At 53.2% G+C, this 21582-nt stretch carries 12 protein-coding genes; 4 read left to right on the forward strand and 8 right to left on the reverse strand.

The features are described from left to right. Nucleotides 1-8 precede the first annotated feature (8 nt). The 4 genes from greB to uvrB all read right to left on the reverse strand — a co-directional run bounded on the left by greB (nucleotide 9) and on the right by uvrB (nucleotide 5208). Complete coding sequence (greB, locus tag KB213_RS07775) at nucleotides 9-509, reverse strand: transcription elongation factor GreB (RefSeq protein ID WP_211681903.1); 501 nt, start codon at nucleotides 507-509, stop codon at nucleotides 9-11. 177 nt (nucleotides 510-686) lie between these two features. Further along, on the reverse strand, nucleotides 687-1838 hold the full coding sequence (gene yiaY / locus KB213_RS07780; RefSeq protein ID WP_211681904.1) for an L-threonine dehydrogenase: 1152 nt from the start codon (nucleotides 1836-1838) through the stop codon (nucleotides 687-689). 201 nt (nucleotides 1839-2039) lie between these two features. Next, on the reverse strand, nucleotides 2040-2936 hold the full coding sequence (locus tag KB213_RS07785; RefSeq protein ID WP_068169479.1) for an aldose 1-epimerase: 897 nt from the start codon (nucleotides 2934-2936) through the stop codon (nucleotides 2040-2042). 49 nt (nucleotides 2937-2985) lie between these two features. Continuing rightward, nucleotides 2986-5208 carry an excinuclease ABC subunit UvrB gene (uvrB, locus tag KB213_RS07790; protein ID WP_211681906.1) on the reverse strand — a complete coding sequence of 741 codons (2223 nt, stop codon included), beginning with the start codon at nucleotides 5206-5208 and terminating at the stop codon, nucleotides 2986-2988. 148 nt (nucleotides 5209-5356) lie between these two features. On the opposite strand from uvrB, the gene KB213_RS07795 reads away from it, so the two are divergent. The 3 genes from KB213_RS07795 to KB213_RS07805 all read left to right on the forward strand — a co-directional run bounded on the left by KB213_RS07795 (nucleotide 5357) and on the right by KB213_RS07805 (nucleotide 9513). Then, nucleotides 5357-5791, forward strand: a complete 435-nt coding sequence (locus tag KB213_RS07795) for a hypothetical protein (protein ID WP_211681908.1) — start codon at nucleotides 5357-5359, stop codon at nucleotides 5789-5791. 56 nt (nucleotides 5792-5847) lie between these two features. After that, nucleotides 5848-6249 carry a DUF4186 domain-containing protein gene (locus KB213_RS07800; protein ID WP_211681910.1) on the forward strand — a complete coding sequence of 134 codons (402 nt, stop codon included), beginning with the start codon at nucleotides 5848-5850 and terminating at the stop codon, nucleotides 6247-6249. Nucleotides 6250-6546: 297 nt separating this feature from the next. Then, nucleotides 6547-9513, forward strand: a complete 2967-nt coding sequence (locus tag KB213_RS07805; RefSeq protein WP_249110358.1) for a TonB-dependent receptor plug domain-containing protein — start codon at nucleotides 6547-6549, stop codon at nucleotides 9511-9513. A 55-nt stretch (nucleotides 9514-9568) separates the two neighbouring features. Here the strand turns inward: KB213_RS07805 and KB213_RS07810 are convergent, their stop codons facing one another. From KB213_RS07810 to KB213_RS07820, 3 genes are all read right to left on the reverse strand, one after another. Beyond that, nucleotides 9569-11722, reverse strand: coding sequence for a TonB-dependent siderophore receptor (locus tag KB213_RS07810; RefSeq protein WP_346266686.1), 2154 nt, complete (start codon nucleotides 11720-11722; stop codon nucleotides 9569-9571). Nucleotides 11723-12142: 420 nt separating this feature from the next. Continuing rightward, nucleotides 12143-13498 carry an ABC1 kinase family protein gene (locus KB213_RS07815; RefSeq protein WP_211681917.1) on the reverse strand — a complete coding sequence of 452 codons (1356 nt, stop codon included), beginning with the start codon at nucleotides 13496-13498 and terminating at the stop codon, nucleotides 12143-12145. Between the two features lie 6 nt (nucleotides 13499-13504). After that, nucleotides 13505-15343 (reverse strand): M3 family oligoendopeptidase, encoded by a 1839-nt coding sequence (locus tag KB213_RS07820; protein ID WP_211681919.1) that lies wholly within the window; start codon nucleotides 15341-15343, stop codon nucleotides 13505-13507. A gap of 195 nt (nucleotides 15344-15538) precedes the next feature. On the opposite strand from KB213_RS07820, the gene KB213_RS07825 reads away from it, so the two are divergent. Continuing rightward, the gene (locus KB213_RS07825) at nucleotides 15539-16879 is read left to right on the forward strand and encodes a GntT/GntP/DsdX family permease (protein ID WP_211681920.1); all 1341 of its coding nucleotides are present in this window, start codon (nucleotides 15539-15541) and stop codon (nucleotides 16877-16879) included. Between the two features lie 175 nt (nucleotides 16880-17054). Here the strand turns inward: KB213_RS07825 and gltB are convergent, their stop codons facing one another. Continuing rightward, entirely contained in the window at nucleotides 17055-21581 is a 4527-nt protein-coding gene (gltB, locus tag KB213_RS07830; RefSeq protein WP_211681922.1) for a glutamate synthase large subunit, read from the reverse strand. Nucleotide 21582: the final 1 nt, after the last annotated feature.

Here is a 21582-nt window from a genome sequence, read left to right on the forward strand (position 1 = left end):
CCCTCCCCTCAAACGCACATTTCTGGATATTGAATACGTAGGACCTCAATCTCAACCGGCCCACGCGGCGTTTGCAGCATCACCACATCACCCACACGCGTGCGCATCAAAGCCCGTGCAATAGGTGACACCAAACTCACCTCACCCCGCGTAAGTTCGACTTCATCCACCCCTAAAATCGTGACGGTATGCTCGGTATCGTCCTCGTCCACATACGTCACCATCGCACCGAAAAATACGCGATCACGCACCGTTTGCGCCGCCGGGTCCACAATAACGGCACGCTCCAAACGCTTACCTAGAAAACGCAAACGCCGATCAATCTCTCTCAAACGGCGCTTGCCATATTGGTAATCCGCATTTTCTGAGCGATCACCATTACTAGCCGCCCATGACACGATCTCAACCACACGAGGCCGCTCTTCCTGAGCTAACATTTTAAGCTCAGCCCGCATCGTGGCCGCTCCTTGCGGCGAAAGATAATCGGACAGCGCCGTCTTCTCTGCCATTATGCTCCCCATTCACCAATCACATACGCAAAACACAAACGGCGCCTCCCCGCATATGCCGGAAGACGCCGCCGTCTGTTCTCTTCATCATGAGCCTATCGCAAGAAGACGTAAAGCCCGCTCTTCTCCGATACGCTCACCTAGACCCTCTTAAGGCAATGATACCTTTTAGAAAGACTATAACGCTCCTTCAAAAATAGCCTCGACTTCTGCCTGGGTCCCTTGCCGCGGGTTCGTTAACGCACAAGCATCTTTCAAAGCATTGGCGGCCAATGTCGGAATGTCGTCACGCTTTACACCCAAAGCCGTCAGACCGGATGGGATCTCCAGATCAGCCGCAAGCTTACGGATTGCATTCAAACACGTCTGAGCGGCCTGCTCAGCAGTTTGTCCATCCACATTCTCGCCCATTGCTGCGGCAATCTCGCCCAGACGAGCAGCACAACTCGGTGCATTATAGCTTTGAACGAAGGGCAGAAGCACAGCATTACACACGCCGTGTGGTAAGTTATAAAACCCACCCAACTGGTGAGCCATCGCATGCACATAGCCTAAAGAAGCATTGTTAAAGGCCATACCTGCCAAAAACTGTGCATAAGCCATGGCTTCACGAGCGGGCATATTGCTGCCGTCACGGAAGGCGGTCCGTAAATTCGCTGAAATGAGCTTCACGGCTTGCAACGCACACGCATCGGTAATCGGTGTTGCCGCTGTCGAGACATAGGCTTCAACAGCATGTGTCAACGCGTCCATACCCGTTGCCGCCGTTAATTTTGGCGGCATACCAACCATCAATTCGGGGTCATTAACCGACAACATTGGCGTCACGTTACGGTCTACAATCGCCATTTTAATATGGCGCACTTCATCCGTAATAATACAGAAGCGCGTCATTTCACTGGCGGTACCCGCCGTCGTGTTAATCGCGACCAAGGGTAATTGCGGCTTCGTCGAGCGATCTACGCCCTCATAATCCGCAATTTTCCCACCATTTGTTGCCAATAGTGCAATGCCCTTGGCACAGTCATGAGGTGACCCGCCCCCCGCAGAAATGACGAAATCACACTGCGCTTTTTGAACCAACGCCAAGCCTTCATTAACGCTTGCAACGGTCGGGTTCGGCATGACTCCGTCATAAACGGCACTATCAATCTGTTCCCCCTGAAGCAGGGTCGCAATCCGTGCGACGACACCGCTCTTCACAAGGAAAGCATCACTCACAATCAGGGCGCGCTTAAAGCCATAGCTCTTGATGGTTTTAACAGCGTCAGCCAAACAGCCTGCGCCTGAAATGTTGACGGAAGGAATATAAAATGTTGTCGCGGCCATGGTCTGGCTCCTGCGCTGACAAAAACAGTCCGATCAGCGAAGGAAAGCCTCACCCCCGGGGCACGACACCACTCTCTAAGGGGGGCAACATGCTGCCGGGCGGTTTTCATCAGCTCTCCCCGCCGGACAACGTCACCCTATGCCTTCCCTTTCAGCACAGCTTGACTTGCATCAAGCTATGATGGCCCAGAAGCATACCTCTTAAGCAGAACGGGCAATACGAAAGCGCATAGCCCCACCAATGCGCGCACCCGGCTTCAACACATGCAAACCACGCCCGGCAATGTCTGGGCGGTTAATCGCATCCGTCATATTCGTTACAGGCTCTAACGCGACAAATGGCCCATCCGGTGCTGTAAAAACGACCGCATGCTGAAAGATCGGATCGGCTTCAACACGAACCGTCAATCCAACCTCTGGCCGCACCAACTCTGCCGCCCCCTTGAACCCGGCAAAGCAATTATCAATAAACCGCGCATGTGCATCAACGGGCTGCGCAAAAGACCACTCACCATCCGTCTTTTCATGGCGAATAGGCAAACCTTGCGCATCCGTAATCCACACAGAATCTGCTTCAAAACGCAGCGTCGCTGGTCCTTGGGCGGCTAAAAAGGGATGGAACCCAAACCCGACAGGCTGTTCTACATCGTCCAAATTCTCGACGACCATCTCAACCGCCAGACCATCATTATGCAGTTGATACACGAGCACTGCACGATAAGCGAAAGGCCATTGCCGTTCATCTTGCCGCGCTTCAACATTCGGGCGGTGTTCCAACGTGAGCACAACATGGCTCTCTGTCTTATGCGCTACTACCCACGGCAATTCCCAACTATTGCCGTGAATCGTATGCGGATGATCCCCCATATTGCGATCTAATTGATACGCTGTCCCATCCACTTCAAAGCGGCCATCCGCAATCCGGTTTGAATACGGCACCAAAGGATAAGCGCCAACGGCCTCGCCCTTCTGCGCCTTCAAATCCGCATTCGCCACAGGCAAGAACACCTCTTGCCCATCAAAACACCATGCGCCCAGCGCGCCGCCCAACTCTGGAAAAACCGTGACGGTGTTTTGCCCTTTGGTCAGTTCGATCATGGGGTATGTCTGCCTTTTACGCTGTAGGTTGTACTCTTTCCCGCAGGGATTAACGCTTCTTACGACCTTGTCCACCCCGCTTTTTCGCAGGATCGTACCCGCCACCGCCCGGCCCTAATGGCACCGGACCAGAGGCTTTAGCCGTTTTCTGAATACCGGGGCGACCCGCTGTTGATGTCGGGAGTGGTGGCGGTTCCAGCCCCATATCAATAGCCTCCAAGCGCCGGATTTCATCACGCAAGCGCGCGGCCTGCTCAAAGTCCAGATTCGCAGCGGCATCACGCATCTGCTTCTCCAGTTCTTTTACCGTCTCCGGCAGAGACTTACCCACAAATTGCTGCGTATCCTGCGCCTGATCTGGCGCCACCGTCACATAATCTTGCTCAAAGACAGAAGACATCGCATCGCCAATGCGTGACCTTACCGTTTGCGGCGTAATGCCATGCTCTTCATTAAAGGCCATTTGCCGCGCACGCCGCCGCGCTGTTTCTTCAATGGCATAGGTCAGACTATCCGTCATTTTATCCGCATAAAGCAGCACACGGCCATCCACATTACGCGCAGCACGGCCAATCGTCTGGATCAGAGACGTCCGAGACCGCAGGAACCCTTCTTTATCCGCGTCTAAAATCGCGACCAACGAACATTCCGGGATATCCAAGCCTTCCCGCAGCAAGTTGATCCCAACCAACACATCAAACGCGCCTAGGCGCAAATCACGGATAATCTCAATCCGCTCCAGCGTGTCTACATCCGAATGTAAGTAGCGAACCTTGACCCCGGCCTCCCCCAAATACTCCGTTAGATCTTCAGACATCCGCTTGGTCAGGGTCGTCACCAACACACGGCCACCCTTAGCGATAGTAGCGCGGATTTCGTGCAGAACATCATCAACCTGCCCTTCAACCGGGCGCACATCCGTAATAGGGTCAATCAACCCCGTTGGGCGAATAATCTGTTCGGCAAACACACCTCCGGTTTGCTCCATTTCCCACGGGCCGGGCGTGGCAGACACACACACTGTCTGCGGCCGAAACATATTCCACTCTTCAAAGGAAAGCGGACGGTTATCCATGCACGATGGCAGCCGGAAACCAAAATCTGACAAGACCGTTTTCCGTGCCCTATCACCCCGCTCCATCCCGCCAATTTGCGGCACGGTGACATGGCTTTCATCCACAATCAGCAGCGCATCTTCAGGCAAATATTCGAACAATGTCGGCGGCGGGTCACCCGGTCCACGGCCGGACAAATAGCGCGAGTAGTTTTCAATCCCCTTACACACGCCCGTCGTTTCGATCATTTCCAGATCAAACGCCGTGCGCTGGGATAAACGCTCTGCCTCAAGCACTTTGCCCTCCGCTTGGAATTGCTCCAAACGGCTCTTTAGTTCTTTTTTAATGCCGATCATCGCCTGATTAAGTGTTGGGCGTGGCGTTACATAATGGGAGTTTGCATACACGCTGATCTCGGCCAAATCAGCCGTTTTATTCCCCGTGAGCGGGTCAAACTCTATAATCTGATCAATCTCATCGCCAAACAAAGACACACGCCAAGCCCGGTCCTCATTTTGTACCGGGAAAATATCAACCTGTTCCCCACGCACACGGAACGTCCCACGCTCGAAGGCAGCATCATTACGCCGATATTGGAGCTCCACTAACGCTTTAATCAGCTTTTCGCGGTCAATCTCACCCCCAACTTCCAAACGCACCACCATTTTGGAGTAGGTTTCAACAGAGCCAATACCGTAAATACAAGAGACAGAAGCCACGATCACAACATCATTGCGCTCCAAAAGAGCCTGCGTCGCGGCATGGCGCATACGGTCAATTTGTTCGTTAATTTGGCTGTCTTTTTCAATATAGGTATCAGAGCGTGCGACATAAGCTTCCGGCTGATAATAATCGTAATACGACACAAAATACTCGACGGCGTTTTCCGGAAAAAACTGCTTCATTTCTCCATAAAGCTGCGCTGCCAGCGTCTTATTCGGAGCCAAAATCAGCGTTGGTTTCTGCGTCGCTTCAATCACCTTGGCCATGGTGAAGGTTTTACCGGACCCCGTAACACCCAATAACACCTGATCACGCTCATCACGTTCAACACCCGCGACCAACTCAGCAATTGCCGTTGGTTGATCCCCCGCAGGCTCATACTCCGAATGCACCACAAGCCGCCGTGTTTTCGGTTTTGCTGCCTGCTTTTCCGGCCGGAAAGATGTCATCGGCATAGATTCTGGACGCTGACGCGCTGAGGTTTTCTTGGCCATTTCTACCCTACATCACCACATACACAGGCGATCACGCCCTAAAGGAAACATATTAACCTACCATACGTTTTCCCAAGCGTTATCAACCTTATTGCCCATGACGGGCACGATAGCGCCAAACACTGAACATTATAAAAGGATTACGGCCATGGACGTCCAAACTATCGAACAGGCCTACAACCAACTTCAACAGCAATCACAACAATCCGCACAAGCGCTTCAAACACTCGGCTCCAAAATGCAGCTCGCGGCACAAAGCGGTGACCAACAAGCCCGCGAATGGGCCTTGGACCTGCGAGAGTTGGCACTGGCCTTCCAAGCTGAGCAGCAGCAAGTTTCGACCCTGTTACAACAGCTCCATGCTGCCCTATCCAACGCATCACAAAATCAAAATTACGCCCCACAAGGCTTTGTCCAGCAGAGCGCGCCCGTGCAGCCACCGATTGCCCCTGCACCACAAGCGGCCCCACAGACAGCCAATGGCGGCTTTTTCTCAAACATTCTCAATTCAGGCTTTGCGCGCTCCGTTGAGGCTGGCGCTGGCTTTGCCATTGGCGATGACCTGATCAAAGATATTTTCTAAAACAAAGCATGCCTCGGCTGTGGCCATCGCTGCCGGGGCTCACCATGTAACCCTTCATGCCAGAACCACTAGACGCGATTGCGCGCGTACTCACGCGCTTACAACGTTCTCCATTCAGGGCACGTTTTACCTTGTCTGCACCGGACCAGCACTACCTGTCCACGCGCGACATGACGACCATCACACAACACGCCCAGCACTTTATACAAACCCGCTTAGCACCAGCATTTCCACACCATGACGGCAAACAAACCCCCATGCGTGGGCATCCGGTGTTCACCGCTCAACATGCCACCGCGTCTTGCTGCCGCGGTTGCTTGGCCAAATGGCATAACATCCCTAAAGGCCGTCCTCTTTCAAAAAGCGAGCAACATTTTATCAGCGCCCTCATAGGCGCGTGGCTGGAACAACAGCCACGTCAGGTTACAACGACACGCAAGCAGCTTGAACTTTTCTAAATACCAACCGGCACATTTCACTCATAAAATTAGTAAAAATGTGTCTAATAAATCACTTTTTACAAAAAGATCGCCTTCTGCAACGTTATACCTAGAAAATATTTTACATTTCTGCAAAACGTAACATTAACTTTGCGCAACGTAACGCATGTTTCTTCCGCAAAAACATAACATTCATACTGATCTGTAGGCCGTATATGACCGAACGAGCACAAAAATATTTTACAAAACGCCATCTCAAAAGCGCAGCATTGCTCTCATTTTCAGCCCTCACAGGCATCATGAGCTGCAATGCCTATGCCGCTGATAAAACCAAAAAAAATTCATCACCAAAAGCCCCATAACTCTGCTGCACACACAATTCCCGTGCACAGCAGCGTTGCTGTGCCAGCAACACCAGCTACAACACAGCACCAAAAGGCATCTATCGAAGCCGCGTCACAGCCCGAACAAATTGAGGCATCTGGCTCGGAGCACATGATCGTTACAGGCACACTCCTGCATGATCCCAACCTGCGCAATGCCTCTCCCATTACGCGCCTGAACACGAAAGACATGCAGCGCCGCGGCCTCAAAACCGTTACACAAATGCTACAATCTATTTCGTCCAACGGATCTGGCAACCTTACCTCCGCTTTCTCGGCGAATGGTGCTTTTGCTCAAGGTGCCTCCGCACCATCCATGCATGGCCTTACGGTTGATTCCACACTGGTTTTGATGGATGGCCAACGCCTTTCCTACTATCCGCTCTCCGATGACGGTGAACGTAACTTCGTCGATACAAACTGGATCCCAATGTCCTTGATCCAGACCGTCGACGTTAAAAAAGATGGTGGCTCCGCAACCTACGGCGCCGACGCTGTTGCTGGCGTCATCAACATGATCACCCGCAAAGAAATTCAAGGCTTTGAAGGCAATGCCGAAGGTGGCCTAAACCAGCGCGGAGATGGTGGACACCAACGCCTCTACGCCACATACGGCCACGGATCCTTAGCCCGTGACGGTTACAACTTTTACGTTAACGCCGAATATCAAAACGACGATGCCCTTTACAATCGTCAGCTTGGTTACCCCTTCAAAACCAGCGATCTGACCGGCATCGGCGGTACAAACGGCCAAACCAATATCCTTGCGTCAGACGGAAGCATCGCAAATTTCAGCGCAACGCCTGCCGCTATGGTACGCCCGAGCAACGGCCAAGGTGGCGGCGTTGGTGGTTGGAATTTACTCAATCCATCAAATTGCAAAACCCAAATTGTGCGTGGATATGCCGCCGGCACCCCCGCCGGTTCTGTTAGTTCCGCATGTACGCAAGACACTGTGAACAACTACAGCCTCATCACGCCCGAAGACCGGCGCATCGAAGCCACAGGCCACCTAACCGTCAATGTAGGACCGCGCGCTGAGTGGACATCTATGTTCACCTATTCGCAGAATTTGTCCTATTCTACCGGCTCTCCAGCCTCTGTCCGCAGCCAAACTCAGGCTCGATTAGCCGATACGCGTAACATCGTTCTGCCGGTTTACTTGTCCAATGGCCAGTTGAACCCAAACAACCCCTATGCTGCACAAGGCACTCCGGCACAAATCTATTATACTTTCGGTGACATGGTCCCAACCACCACGGAGTTCAGCCAAAACTTCCGTGGCTCAACCCGTCTCAGCGGCTGGCAGCCCTCCCATTGGGGTGGCAACTGGAACTATGACGTCAACTTCGTTGGCATGAACACAAAACTCCAGCAAACCATCACAGGCGTGCCTACCATCAATGGCATCCGCCAAGCTGTTGCAAACGGCACCTATAACTTCATTGAACCATGGCTGAACACAGATGCCGTGCGCCAATCCATCGCGCCAACCAATGTCATGAATGCACTCACTCAAATGTATTCTGGCGAAGCTGTGTTGAGCAAAGGCCTGTTCCACCTCCCCGGCGGTATGGTGAACCTCGCTGTCGGTGCCAATGTTCGCTATGAATCTCTCAATGACCCAAGCGCAAACCCTGTAAACTTCTCTGACCTTGGCGCTCAATACACAAGCAAGATTAACCCGTTCAATGCTGTCGGCAGCCGCTGGGTTGAATCTGGCTTTTACGAAGTGGGTATTCCTGTCGTCAAAATGTTGAGCATCGATACGTCAGGCCGCTTTGACCATTACTCTGAAGGGTTCAGCCACTTCTCACCAAAAGTCGGCGTAAACTTCCGCCCTCTGCATGAACTGACCCTGCGCGGCACCTACACAAATGGCTTCCGTGTTCCAAGCTTTGCTGAAACTGGCGGTTCACAGGTGGGGTATGTTCCATACGCCATCACAAACAAAGCGTGGCTGGCACAGCACCAAAACCCAAATGGCACCCCAAACAACTACGCACAATCTTACAGCATCGGCCTGAACACGGCAGGAAACCCAAACCTCAAGCCCGAAATTTCGTCGAACTTCACCGGCGGTATGGTGCTCACTCCTGCCAGCAACGTCACTTTGTCTGTTGACTATTACTACATCAAAAAATCCAACTACATCGCGCCGAACCCTGTGTCCTACAAGTCAGTGGCGAATGCGTATATCACCGGACAAGCACTCCCCGCCGGCGTCTCCGTACAGCCGGATATTCCAGACGTACAAAACCCAACTGCACCAGTACGCCCGGCTCAAATCAACCTCGGCTACGTCAATACCAGCTACGTCATGACCGATGGTGTGGAAGCTGAATTCTCTGCCAATATTCCGCTACGTGGCTTCCTGCGTGACGTGACTTGGTACAGCAAAGGCGAAGCCACGTGGACACACCGCTACAACATGTCCATGCCGGGCCTCGGTATTGAGCGCTTTGCCGGAACATTGGGCCCATACAACACCACTTCTGGGTCCGGCACCCCTCAATGGCGCGCCAACTGGGCGAATACTGTCATCTATAAAAAGCTTACCGCAACAGCCACAGTTTACTACACGAGCGGCTATAAAACGACAGCTGAAGACGCCAATGGCCCGAACACAGCCAATGATTGCTCAACATCTGTCGTACCAAGCAACAGTTCCTTCGTGCCGCAAAACCAGTGCAGTGTGAAAAGCTTCTGGGATGTAGACTTGACGCTGAACTACCAGTTGAACAAGCGCGTCGGCCTGTACACAAACGTGTACAATATCTTTGGCTTCAAATCCCCATATGACTTCGGAACATATGGCGCCTACTTGTACAACTCATCATGGTCACAAGCCGGTGTCATTGGCCGTAGCTTCCAGTTTGGCGTGAACGTCAGCCTGTAAGCCTTTTGGGATCATGCACGTAAAAAAAGGGAGGCCATTTGGCCTCCCTTTTCGTTTAGAACCCGTAGCGAGCGCGTAAAGAAAATGTTCTCGGCGCACCGGGGTAAACCCATAATGCCGCATAACTATTGGCATACCATGTACGGTTCGTCAGATTATCGATCTGCCCGCTCATAACCAAGCGCTTGGTTACGTTAAATGATCCCATAAGACGTACCAACGTGTAACTCGGCAGATGAAACTGCGTCCCGGTTTCACCCATACGCTGCCCAACATAATTGACGCCAGCGCCCAGCATAGCCGCATGCCCCGCCACGTCGAAATCCCGAAATAGCAGCACATTCGCACTCCACGCCGGAATATTCAGCAGCCGATCCCCCTTAGCAACAACACGCCCAAAATCAGGATCAAGCGCTGTGGAGGTAGAATGAGCATCAATATAAGACGCACTGGCAATCGTGCGGAAACCATAAGGTAATGCCGCATGAATATCTGTTTCCACGCCTTGACTGACAGCAGAACCAATCGCCAAAGAATACCCTGTCCGTACGGGGTCTGACGTCAGGATATTATCCTTCGTCATACGGAAGGCATCCATAGATACCTCAACCCGTCGGTCCAGCGAGCTATACTTCGCACCGATTTCCACATCACGCGTCCGCTCTGGCCGGAACGGCGTTCCGGCATAATTCGTCCCCGAATTAGGACGAAAACCACGGCCATAACTCACATAGAGAGAAACCGTGCGGATCGGCTCATAAACAGCGCCAGCTTGTGGACTAAATGCCGTCTGATGCTGCCCCGACGTCAGACCATTCGTATGGAAATTGATCGTCTGGCGATAATCATCATAACGCCCCCCAAGGCGAATCTTCACCTTCTTCGTGACATCAATCTGATCTTGCACATACCCACCAGCGGTACGGCTATTTTCCTTTTGATTAAAAACGAATGCACTCGCATCCGGCAAGGTCCCACTCGTATTATAAACCGGTGCAAAAATATCAATGGCATTTTGCGCAGCAAAAGAAGGCTTACTGACAAGTGCGGGCGGACGATAACGCTTCTGCGTGTTGTCATAGTCAAACACATCATAATCCGTACCCACCAGAATATGATGCTTCATACCCCATGTCTTAAACAGACCACTCACTTCCAGCCGCCCGACACGATCTTCCGTCTGAAAATCAATATAACGCCGTTGCCGCGCAAGTGTCCGCCCATCACGGAAAAACGGCTGCCGCGCCACCGCCAATTCCGGTGTTTCGCCATACCCTTTCAGCCCCGTCAGGCGATCACCAAACCCAGCTTGCAGCCCCCAATCTTGCGAAAAATCATGCTGCAACTGAACCTGATGTCCTTGATCGCTGACCTTATTTGGGCCGTCCGCAGGCTCCCCTAAGAAGCGGCTAACAGGTACCACTCCTAACTGCCCATTGCGGGCAATAACACCACGGTCAAACGGAATATTCTGCCGCGTATACGACATTTGATAAGACAGGCTGGTCTTATCCGTTATTTTCCACAGAACAGAGGGAGCAATCGTCGCTTTACGCGTATGCACTGTATTACGAAAACTATCGCTATCTTCAAATGCACCATTCAAACGAACAGCAATATTCTGCGTGATTGGCGTGGTATAATCGCCCTCAACCCGCACATCATGATAGCTTCCCCCCTGTAAGCCAAAGCTACCATGCTGCTCAAATTGCGGCTTCTTAGTAATAATATCAACTGTACCGCCTGGCTCACCACGCCCGAACAAAGCAGAACTCGGCCCCTTGAGCACATCAATGCGCTCAACCCCAGACATATCCCGTGGTCCACCAAAACCACGACCATAATTGAATCCATTCACCAAAAAGCCGCTTGGCACATTGATGTCACCCGCAAAACCACGAACAGCGAAACTGTCCCATAGCCCACCGAAACTGTTTTGATGCGCTATACCACTCACCATATCCAATGCATTGGCCAATGTGGTCGTGCCGGTTTCTTGTAAAGTCTTAGCACTCAGTGCGATAATATTTTGGGGCACGTCTTTGATCGCCACCCGCCCCAAGTAAGGCTGTCTCTGCTTTACAACGGTAATATGTTCGCTCTTTGAGGTCACATTCGTTGATACGGTGTCCGCACACATAACCGGGGTATACGCCAACATCCCAGAACACAAGGCAGACGCCAACAGGGCATATTTCCGAGACAGCACAAGACTCTCCATAAATTTATTTTTAATAATGTTATATAGTTTCATTATCCTTTTGGGTAATTTCAAACCATGTCAGAAACATCACACCCACCACGGCTTTACCTGTGCGTCGCATGTGAGGGCATAATCGCCACGACACAAATCAGCCCTCAGCGCGCTGAATAAGGATGGTGCCCGCACATGACGCACCATCCATAAAGGCTTGACCAGAAGGGCAAGCTCATCTCTTACGGAACAACAAAAACCTTAAAACATGTCCCCAGAAACGACGGTACGCCCCACACAAAAAACCGCCATAATGCGCGACCCCTCTAGATCGACGCCCGCCTTGAACCGCACACACCCAGCACAAACCATACCCGGCCATTAAACCCCAGCATGCTCGTTCCAGGTCATCACATCACTCATTGGATGCAAATATTAGGCTAAAGGCGCAGGTACCTCAGCCCGCAGCAGAGCATCTCGCTGACGGGCCTCCAATGCTTCCACGCTGAAACCTTCAATCAGTTCCTGAAACATTTCATGCCAGTTCAAACGCGCACCTAACTTCAAAAATGCGCTCCCCAAGCCAATGGCTGAGCGATCTAAAAGCACAAATTCACGTGGCAGCTTCACCCCGCCTGTGCGCTTCAAGCCTTCATAAACACGCCCTAGGACTGCTTTAGCTTCTGCCGGGTCATTGCTCTCCTGCATAGAGCACACCCGGTCCGTCATGAGTGGGCGATAAAAGAAGCGCGCCCATTCATTCAAAACTTGTGCCGTATCACGCGAGATATTCTGGAAGCCCCATTTTGCATACGCATGAAAGGCCAAATCTTCATCATTCGTTTGCAGCGCTTTGAACAACTGCACCACCCCCTCCACAAAACGGGGAGAGAAAATACGAATAGCACCGAAATCTAACAGGTTCAGACCATCATCATCCCGCACAGTAAAATTACCCATATGCGGGTCACCATGAATGACACCGTAACGATAAACCGGCGTGTACCATCCCTTAAACAACGCCCGCGCCAATGCATCACGTGACTCTTGTGACATCTCTCCTTCCAACATGGAGCGCATACTGCGGCCACTGACCCATTCCATACTCAAAAGTCGGCCCGTGCAGAGTTCTGGCACCGTTGAAGGCACAGTAACCTCTGGCACGTCCTTCAGCATATCGCGGTACAAACGCAGATGACTGGCCTCACGCCGGTAATCCAACTCCTCACGCAAGCGGTCGGACAGTTCAGCATAGACTTCATCTTGCTGAATGGTTCCATCAATCTGCCGGAACACACTCAACGCTGCTTTAAACTGCTTCAGGTCCGTATCAACAGCGCCCTGCATGTCCGGGTATTGCAGCTTACACGCTACCTCGCGCCCATCAACCAAACGCGCACGATGCACCTGCCCTAAAGAGGCTGCGGCCACAGCATCATGGCTGAAGGAACGGAAGTGCCGCTCCCAATTCGCCCCAAGCTCCGCACGCATACGACGGCGCACAAAATTCCACCCCATAGGGGGTGCATTGGCCTGCAAATGTGCCAATTCATTCGCATATTCTTCCGGCAACGCACCCGGAATGGTGGATAAAAGCTGCGCCGCCTTCATCAACGGCCCTTTAAGATTCCCTAAAGCCGCCTTCAAATCCTCTGCATGGCCCGCTCGGTTACCGCCAATACCCAACTTATGACCGGCCAAGCGTGCAGCAATTCCTCCCACAGCCCCGGAAGTCCGCGCAAAGCGCTGAACCCCACCCAGAAAACCGGTATCGTCCAAATCACGCGCCATGAGAGATCACCCTTCCTGCTCAAGCTGATCAATCAGCCCAGAGATAACGTCCAACCCTGTTTTCCAAAAATCTGGCTGAGACGCATCCAACCCAAACGGAGCCAAAAGCTCTTTATGGCGCAACGTACCACCCGCCTTGAGCATGGTGCGATATTTCTCTGCAAACCCATCTGGCTGCGCACGATATACACCGTATAGCGCATTCACCAAGCAGTCCCCGAAAGCATACGCGTACACATAAAAAGGCGAATGTACAAAATGCGGAATATAAGACCAGTAATGATCATAATCCGGCGTAAAATTAAACGCCGGACCTAAGCTTCGCTCCTGTACCTCACGCCATATTGCGCCAAGCTTCTCCGACGATAGCTCTCCACGCGCACGCTCATCATGAACCTTGACCTCAAACTGATAGAACGCCACCTGACGCACCACCGTATTCAGCATGTCCTCAACCTTTGAGGCTAAGAGCAACCGGCGACGCACAGGGTCCGTCTCACGCTCTAAAAGCGATTGAAACGTCAGCATCTCACCAAAAACGGAGGCCGTTTCTGCCAAGGTTAACGGTGTGGAAGCATTCAGATAACCCTGCGCCTCTCCCGCCAAAATCTGATGAACCCCATGCCCAAGCTCATGCGCAAGCGTCATCACATCACGCGCACGGCCATGGTAATTCATCAAAATATAGGGATGTACTGAAGGCGTCACGGGATGCGCAAACGCACCAGAGGATTTCCCCGGTACCGCCGCCGCATCAATCCACGGTTTATCAAGAAAGCGCTCCACAAGCGCACCCAACTCAGGGTCAAACTGCGTGTACGCATCACGCACAATCCCGCAGCCCTCGCGCCATGACAGGTCCGCATCCACAACACCGGGCAGAGGCGCATTACGGTCCCAATGCTCCAATGTCTCCAGTCCCAACCACTTAGCCTTCAGCGCATAATACCGATGGGACAAACGTGGATAGGCCTCATCCACAGCAGACACCAATGCATCCACGACCTCATCTTCCACCATATTCGCCCGATTGCGCGACGATGTCGGGCGTGGATAGCCCCGCATCTTATCCGTAATGGCCTTATCTTTTGCCAATGTATTGGTAATCTGCGTGAGCAGCCGCGAGTTCTGGCCCAGAACATGGCTAATCTGCTCTGCTGCCTGCGCCCGGCGCGTCCGGTCACTGCTGGTCAGAGCATTAAACGCATCCCCCAGCGGGCGCGTTGCACCATCCAAGGTCACCGTTAGTTCCGCCATTGTCTCATCAAAGAGACGATTCCACGCATTACGCCCCGTGACGGATTTATCCATCAGGACCTGTTCAACCTCATCGGAGAGCTGATACGGACGAAAAACGCGCAAATCCCGCAAATATGGACGCCATTTTTCCATCTCAGGTGCCGCTACAAGCGCTTCCACCTGCTCATCAGACAAACGGTTCAGTTCCAGCGTAAAGAACAACAAATGCCCGGAGATATCCGTCAAACGCTCTTGCACACCTTGAGAAAAGCGTCCCCACACAGGGTCCGTCGTATGTGCGGCAAAACCTAGCTGTGCGAACGATCCAATACGGCCTAAGCCCTCTTCAATGCGCTCATAAATGGCAAAAGCATCAGCCAAAGACCGCGCATCGCTCTCACCCAGTTTGCCCTTCCATACCTCTGCAAACGCTTGAGCCTCACGCTCCAAAGCGTCAAAATCCGTCATGATCTGAGGATCATCAACCGATGCATACAAATCACTCAAATCCCATCGTGGGGGAGTATCCGCCCCAGCGTGAGACATCCCCTGCCCCGAAGCGGCAGAAGCAACAGAAAACGGGCGAGCAAAAAGATCGTATGTCATAAGAAAAGGATATTAGACGCCCTGCACGTACCGTCAAACGTATCTCTGCACATAAACCACCACTCTACGGCATGACGCCCCCTTCATCTTTTTCACAATCACGGGATATCGCCTGCATTCCCCCCAACAACCCTTGGCGAGGGACCTAAAAAGGCGTTAGCCCTCACAAGACATTCCTTTTCAGGATACGTGACCATGAGTATCCCCTTTGCGCTGTGCCTCGTCGTAGGCTCCATCCTCGCCTTGATTGTCCTCATCGCCCGGTTGCGGCTGAACCCGTTCATCACGCTCTTTTCTGTTTCCATTATTCTCGCACTCATCGCAGGGATGCCGGCAGATCACGTCGTCGCGTCGTTTGAGAATGGTGCAGGCCATGTGTTGGGTCATGTCGGCACGGTCATTGCACTTGGCACCATGCTGGGGAAAATGCTGACAGAGTCCGGCGGTGCTGATCGCATCGCCCTCACCGTGTCAGACCTCGCCGGGCGTAACCGCGTGGATTGGGCGATGATGGTCATCGGTCTCCTCGTCGGTCTCCCAGTTTTCTTCGAAATCGGGTTTGTATTGCTGATCCCGCTCGCCTTCGTTCTGGCAGAGCGCACCAAAACACCTCTTCTACAAGTGGCCTTACCCATGGGGGCCGCCCTCTCCGTCACCCATGCCTTGATACCGCCACACCCCGCCACTTTGCTGGCTCTGTCGGCTTATCATGCCAATATCGGGCGGACGATCTTCTTCGGTATTCTCATTGGCACCCCCATTGCCGTTATCGCAGGGCCACTCTTTGGGCGCTTTGCCGCCAAACACGTCCCCCTCACCGAGCATAACCCACTCGCTGCACAATTCCTGAAAACCACTCCCCCAGAAAACCTGCCCAGCTTCAGCGCAACGGTCATTACGATCTTACTGCCCGTCGTACTAATGTTCCTCGGCTCCTCCGCAGATAGCATCAGCACGCCCCATAGCGGCATCAACCAAGCGCTCCATTTCTTCGGCAATACAGACATCGCCCTTGCCGTTGCCACCATCCTCTCATTTTACGTGCTCGGCCTCGCCCGTGGCTTCTCCCGTGAAACCATCTTACGCTTCACGAATGAATGTCTGGCTCCCACTGCCCTCATCATGCTGCTGGTTGGCGCAGGTGGCGGATTCGGCCGAGAACTGATTGACAGCGGCGTTTCTAAAGCCATTACAGACGCTGCACTGAGCATTCACATGCCCATGCTGCTACTCGGCTGGCTCCTCGCCGTCATTGTGCGTGTAGCCTGTGGTTCTTCCACCGTTTCCATGGCAACAGCCTCCAGCATTATGGGCCCCATTTTGGCCCATACACACGGCGTCTCCCCCGAACTTATGGTCCTCGTCACCGGCGCTGGCTCCGTGGCTCTCGGCCCCATGAACGACGCAGGCTTTTGGCAAATTAAAGAGTATCTTGGCCTAACGGTCCCACAAACACTCAAAACATGGTCTGTGCTGGAAACGCTAATCTCCGTCTTCGGCCTACTCTTTGCCTTGCTTGTCTCTGTCGTGATCTAACGCGGCACAGCTTTTCCAAACAAATACAGCTTCATGGTCCCTGCTGATATCCAGCGAGACTATGACGTTGTGAACATCTCTTTCCACACACTCTCAGCAGCACATAAAAAAGCCCGTCCTTCTGCGAATAACAGAAAGAACGGGCTTTTTTAAAAACTCTCGCTCGCAGCGAAAATTAAGCAGAGAGCTTCGACAAATCCTCCTGCACGTAACCAATCACCTTAGCGTAGTCACGCGGCACAACATGCCAGAACTGCTCCAGCGTTTGCTCCCAGCAGTGCAGAAGATCTTCCGCATAGGTGCTGCCTGTTTCTTGAACATGCGCCTCAACCAAGGCACGCAGTTCCTGATCCCAGCGGCTACCCGGCGCAACACGGTTCAACATCACCGTATCTGCATTCACCTGCGCTTCAAAACGCCCCGCGCGATCCAGAACATACGCCATACCGCCAGTGAATCCTGCGCCAAAATTGTCGCCCGTTTCACCCAAGATCACCACGGTACCACCCGTCATGTACTCACAACCATTGGAGCCACAACCTTCAACCACCGTGATCGCACCGGAGTTACGCACAGCAAAACGCTCACCCGCTTGCCCGGCGGCAAAAAGCTTACCACTCGTCGCACCGTACAAAACGGTATTACCAATAATCGAGTTTTCTTCCGAACGCCACGGCGCTGATGGCGGCTTACGCACCACAATCGTCGCACCAGACAGGCCCTTGCCAACGTAATCGTTCGCATCACCCTCAACGTCCAGCTTCAAGCCCTGCACAGCGAACGCCCCAAGGGACTGACCGGCAGAACCACGCAGAGACAGCGTCAAATGCCCTTCTGGCAGCGTATGCATACCGAACTGACGCGTAATCTCACCCGAAACACGGGTACCAATCGCGCGGTGCGTATTCTGCACTGTATAATGCAAATGCAGCTTCTCACGACGTGAGAAAAGCGGACGCGCATCTGCCATGATGTCTGCATCCAACGTGTCCGGCACTTCATTGCGCCCTTCACGGGTGCAATAACGCGCATGCTCACCCGGATCCGCCTGAACGAGCAAAGAGTTCAAGTCCAGATCATCCAGATAATCCGCGCCACGTGAGACCTGACGCAACAGATCTGTACGGCCGATCACATCCTTCAATGAACGGACACCCAAATCAGCCAGAATATGGCGTACATCTTCCGCGATCAGCGTGAAGAGATTGATCACCTTCTCCGGTGAACCATCAAACTTCTCACGCAGACGCTCATCCTGCACGCACACACCCACTGGGCACGTGTTGGAGTGGCACTGGCGCACCATGATGCAGCCCATCGCCACCAACGCTGCCGTGCCGATACCAAACTCTTCAGCACCTAGCATCGCCGCCATCACCACGTCACGGCCCGTCTTGATGCCACCATCAGTACGAAGCACCAAACGGTGACGCAAACGGTTCAGCATCAGTACTTGGTGCGCTTCACTCAACCCCATTTCCCACGGCAAACCCGCATAATGGATGGAGGATTGAGGGCTCGCACCCGTCCCGCCTGAATGACCGGAAATCAGAATAGCATCAGCATTCGCCTTGGCCACACCCGCTGCAATCGTACCAATACCCGTACGCGCTACCAGCTTCACCGTAACCGTCGCCGTCGGGTTCACTTGCTTCAGATCATAAATAAGCTGTGCAAGATCTTCGATGGAGTAAATATCATGATGCGGCGGCGGTGAAATCAGCGTCACACCCGGCGTTGCATGGCGCAGACGACCGATCAGTTCCGTGACCTTAAAGCCCGGCAACTGCCCGCCTTCACCCGGCTTTGCACCCTGCGCCATCTTGATTTCGATTTCACGGCAGTCATTCAAATACTGCGCTGTGACACCAAAACGCCCAGATGCCACCTGCTTAATCGCAGAAGACGCATTGTCCCCATTCGGGCGCGGCGTCGCACGGATCGGATCTTCACCACCTTCACCGGAATCCGACTTCGCACCGATGCGGTTCATCGCAATGGCCAATGTCTCATGCGCTTCTGGGCTCAAAGCACCAAGCGAGATACCGGGAGCAACCAAACGACGGCGGATCTGCGTGATGCTTTCAACATCATCAATGGGGATAGGTGCATGTGCTGGCTTGAAGTCCAGCAAATCACGCAGCGCCACTGGCGCAGTCTGGCGCACGCCTTCTGCGTAACGCTTATACAGCGTGAAGCTATTCGCCGTCACAGCCGATTGCAGCATATGCACCAACTGCCCGGAGAATGCGTGCGTTTCGCCCTTGCGGCGCAGCTTATAACGCCCACCAATGGGCAACGCCTCAACCTTCTGGTCCCACGCTTGCTTATGCGCTTTCAAGATATTGCGTGCGATACCGGGCAGACCAATGCCCGAAATACGGGACGGCATGCCGGGGAAGAACTCCGCCACCAGCGCACGAGACAAGCCAATCGCCTCAAAATTATACCCGCCACGATAAGCAGAAATAATCGAAATCCCGAACTTGGACATGATCTTCAGAAGACCCTTGTCCACGGCCTTACGGTAACGCTCCATCGCCTCCCGAATGGTCAACGTACCGAACAAGCCACGACGCAGGCGGTCCGCAATACAATGCTGTGCCAAAGACGGGTTCACCGTCGTTGCACCAACCCCGATGGTCACTGCAATGGCATGCACATCAATCGCGCCTGAACTCCGCACGTTCAGAGAGGTAAAGGTCCGCAGCGATGTCCGCACCAAATGCACATGCACAGCCGCCGTTGCCAGCACCATCGGAATACCTGCACGTTCTGCGCTGACATTCTCATCCGTCAGAAACAGGTGAGAACAACCACAACGCACATGCTCTTCCGCTTGTGCACGGATGGATGCAATGGCCGCACGCAGCCCTTCTTCCCCATCCGCGGCAGAGAACGTGCAATCAATTACCGCCGCATTTTCACCGCACACCCGGCGTAACGCGTCAAACTCACCAATGGTCAAAACCGGGCTCGGCAGTTGCAGCAAGTCACACTGCTCAGCCGATTGGTCTAAGACATTCCCCAGATTACCCAAACGTGTAATCAGGCTCATCACCCGTGTTTCACGCAGGGAATCAATCGGCGGATTGGTGACCTGACTAAAGCCTTGGCGGAAATAATTGGACAAACCACGCTGCGTCTTGGACAAAACTTGCAACGGCGTATCGTCCCCCATAGAGCCCAGCGCCTCTGCAGCGGTCTCCACCATAGGGTGCAAAATCGTTTCCAGCTCTTCATGCGTCAGGCTGACAGAAACCTGCAAACGCCGTAGCGCCTCCCCTTCTGGTCCTGCAGGCTCCACCGCATCTCGCACCACAGGCGCGATATCCGTGATACGCTGCGTCCATTCACTATAATCCTGACGATCTGCCAGCATTTCCAGAACATCACTCGGCTGATACAGCCGCGCTTCTTGCAGATCGAGCGCCAAAGTCTCCCCTGGGCCAAGCCGCCCACGGCGCTGAACACGGGATTCTGGCACCCGCACCATGCCCGTTTCGGAACCTACGATCAGCAGATTATCTGTCGTGATAGAATAACGCAGCGGGCGCAAACCCGCACGATCCAACCCAGCAACAATCCAGCGTCCATCTGTAGCACATAACGCAGCCGGGCCATCCCACGGCTCCATCACCGCATTACAATAGCGGAACATCGCCCGTGCCTTTTCAGACATCGCGGAATCTGCACCAGCAGAGGCAGGCACCAATAATGTCTTCGCCATAGGCGCATCACGCCCAGAGAAGGTCAGTAATTCAAAGACATTATCCAATGCCGCCGTGTCAGAACCCGAAGCCTGAATGACCGGCTTCAAATCGTCCAAATACGAGTTCAAATTCGGGTGCGACAAACGCGTCTCATGCGAACGCATCCAGTTAGTATTACCCGAAATGGTGTTGATCTCACCATTATGCGCCACCTTGCGGAAAGGCTGCGCCAACTTCCACGTTGGGAACGTATTGGTCGAATAACGCTGATGGTAAATGGCAAAGCGGGAGACGAAACGCTCATCCAGCAAATCTGGATAAAAATCCGTCAGGTTTTCTGCCAAGAACATGCCCTTATAAATCAAAGAACGGCATGACAATGAGCAGACATACAGATCCACATGATCCTGCGTCGCACGGCGTTCAATCCGGCGGCGGATCACATATAGATCGCGCTCAAACGTCTCTTCATCGCTCCCCAGAGCGTTGCGGATCATGATTTGTTCAATTTCCGGGCGCGTCTGGTTTGCTTTTTCACCAATGCAAGAGGCATCGATCGGCACCTGACGCCAGCCATAAATACCGTAACCGAAGTTCAGAACCTCGGTCTCAACAATCTGGCGACCGCGCTCCTGCGCCCCAAGATCCGTCTTCGGCAGGAAGATCATCCCAACCGCGATGCGGCCATCAATCGTGTCATCCTGCGCGCTGCTCTGCACAGCATCGGCAAAGAAATCTTGCGGCACTTCAACGTGAATACCTGCACCATCGCCGGTCTTACCATCAGCATCGACCGCACCGCGGTGCCAGATATTGCCCAGCGCCTCGATCCCGGCTTTCACAACGGCGCGTGAAGGCTGGCCATCTAGAGCAGCGACAAGACCAACGCCACAGGAATCGCGCTCTTGTGACGGGTCATAAAGCCCTTCCAAGCGCTTCACATTGGCAGCGTATTCTGCGGTGAAATTTTCTGAAGTAGAATGTGTCATA

Origin of the sequence: Neokomagataea anthophila, assembly GCF_018122595.1 — a bacterium.
GTDB lineage: Bacteria > Pseudomonadota > Alphaproteobacteria > Acetobacterales > Acetobacteraceae > Gluconobacter > Gluconobacter anthophilus.

Excerpts from the sequence above, each read along its gene's own strand:
- greB (WP_211681903.1), bottom strand. The coding sequence starts at position 509 with ATGGCAGAGAAGACGGCGCTGTCCGATTATCTTTCGCCGCAAGGAGCG.
- yiaY (WP_211681904.1), bottom strand. The coding sequence starts at position 1,838 with ATGGCCGCGACAACATTTTATATTCCTTCCGTCAACATTTCAGGCGCA.
- KB213_RS07785 (WP_068169479.1), bottom strand. The coding sequence starts at position 2,936 with ATGATCGAACTGACCAAAGGGCAAAACACCGTCACGGTTTTTCCAGAG.
- uvrB (WP_211681906.1), bottom strand. The coding sequence starts at position 5,208 with ATGGCCAAGAAAACCTCAGCGCGTCAGCGTCCAGAATCTATGCCGATG.
- KB213_RS07795 (WP_211681908.1), top strand. The coding sequence starts at position 5,357 with ATGGACGTCCAAACTATCGAACAGGCCTACAACCAACTTCAACAGCAA.
- KB213_RS07800 (WP_211681910.1), top strand. The coding sequence starts at position 5,848 with ATGCCAGAACCACTAGACGCGATTGCGCGCGTACTCACGCGCTTACAA.
- KB213_RS07805 (WP_249110358.1), top strand. The coding sequence starts at position 6,547 with ATGCCGCTGATAAAACCAAAAAAAATTCATCACCAAAAGCCCCATAAC.
- KB213_RS07815 (WP_211681917.1), bottom strand. The coding sequence starts at position 13,498 with ATGGCGCGTGATTTGGACGATACCGGTTTTCTGGGTGGGGTTCAGCGC.
- KB213_RS07820 (WP_211681919.1), bottom strand. The coding sequence starts at position 15,343 with ATGACATACGATCTTTTTGCTCGCCCGTTTTCTGTTGCTTCTGCCGCT.
- KB213_RS07825 (WP_211681920.1), top strand. The coding sequence starts at position 15,539 with ATGAGTATCCCCTTTGCGCTGTGCCTCGTCGTAGGCTCCATCCTCGCC.
- gltB (WP_211681922.1), bottom strand. The coding sequence starts at position 21,581 with ATGACACATTCTACTTCAGAAAATTTCACCGCAGAATACGCTGCCAAT.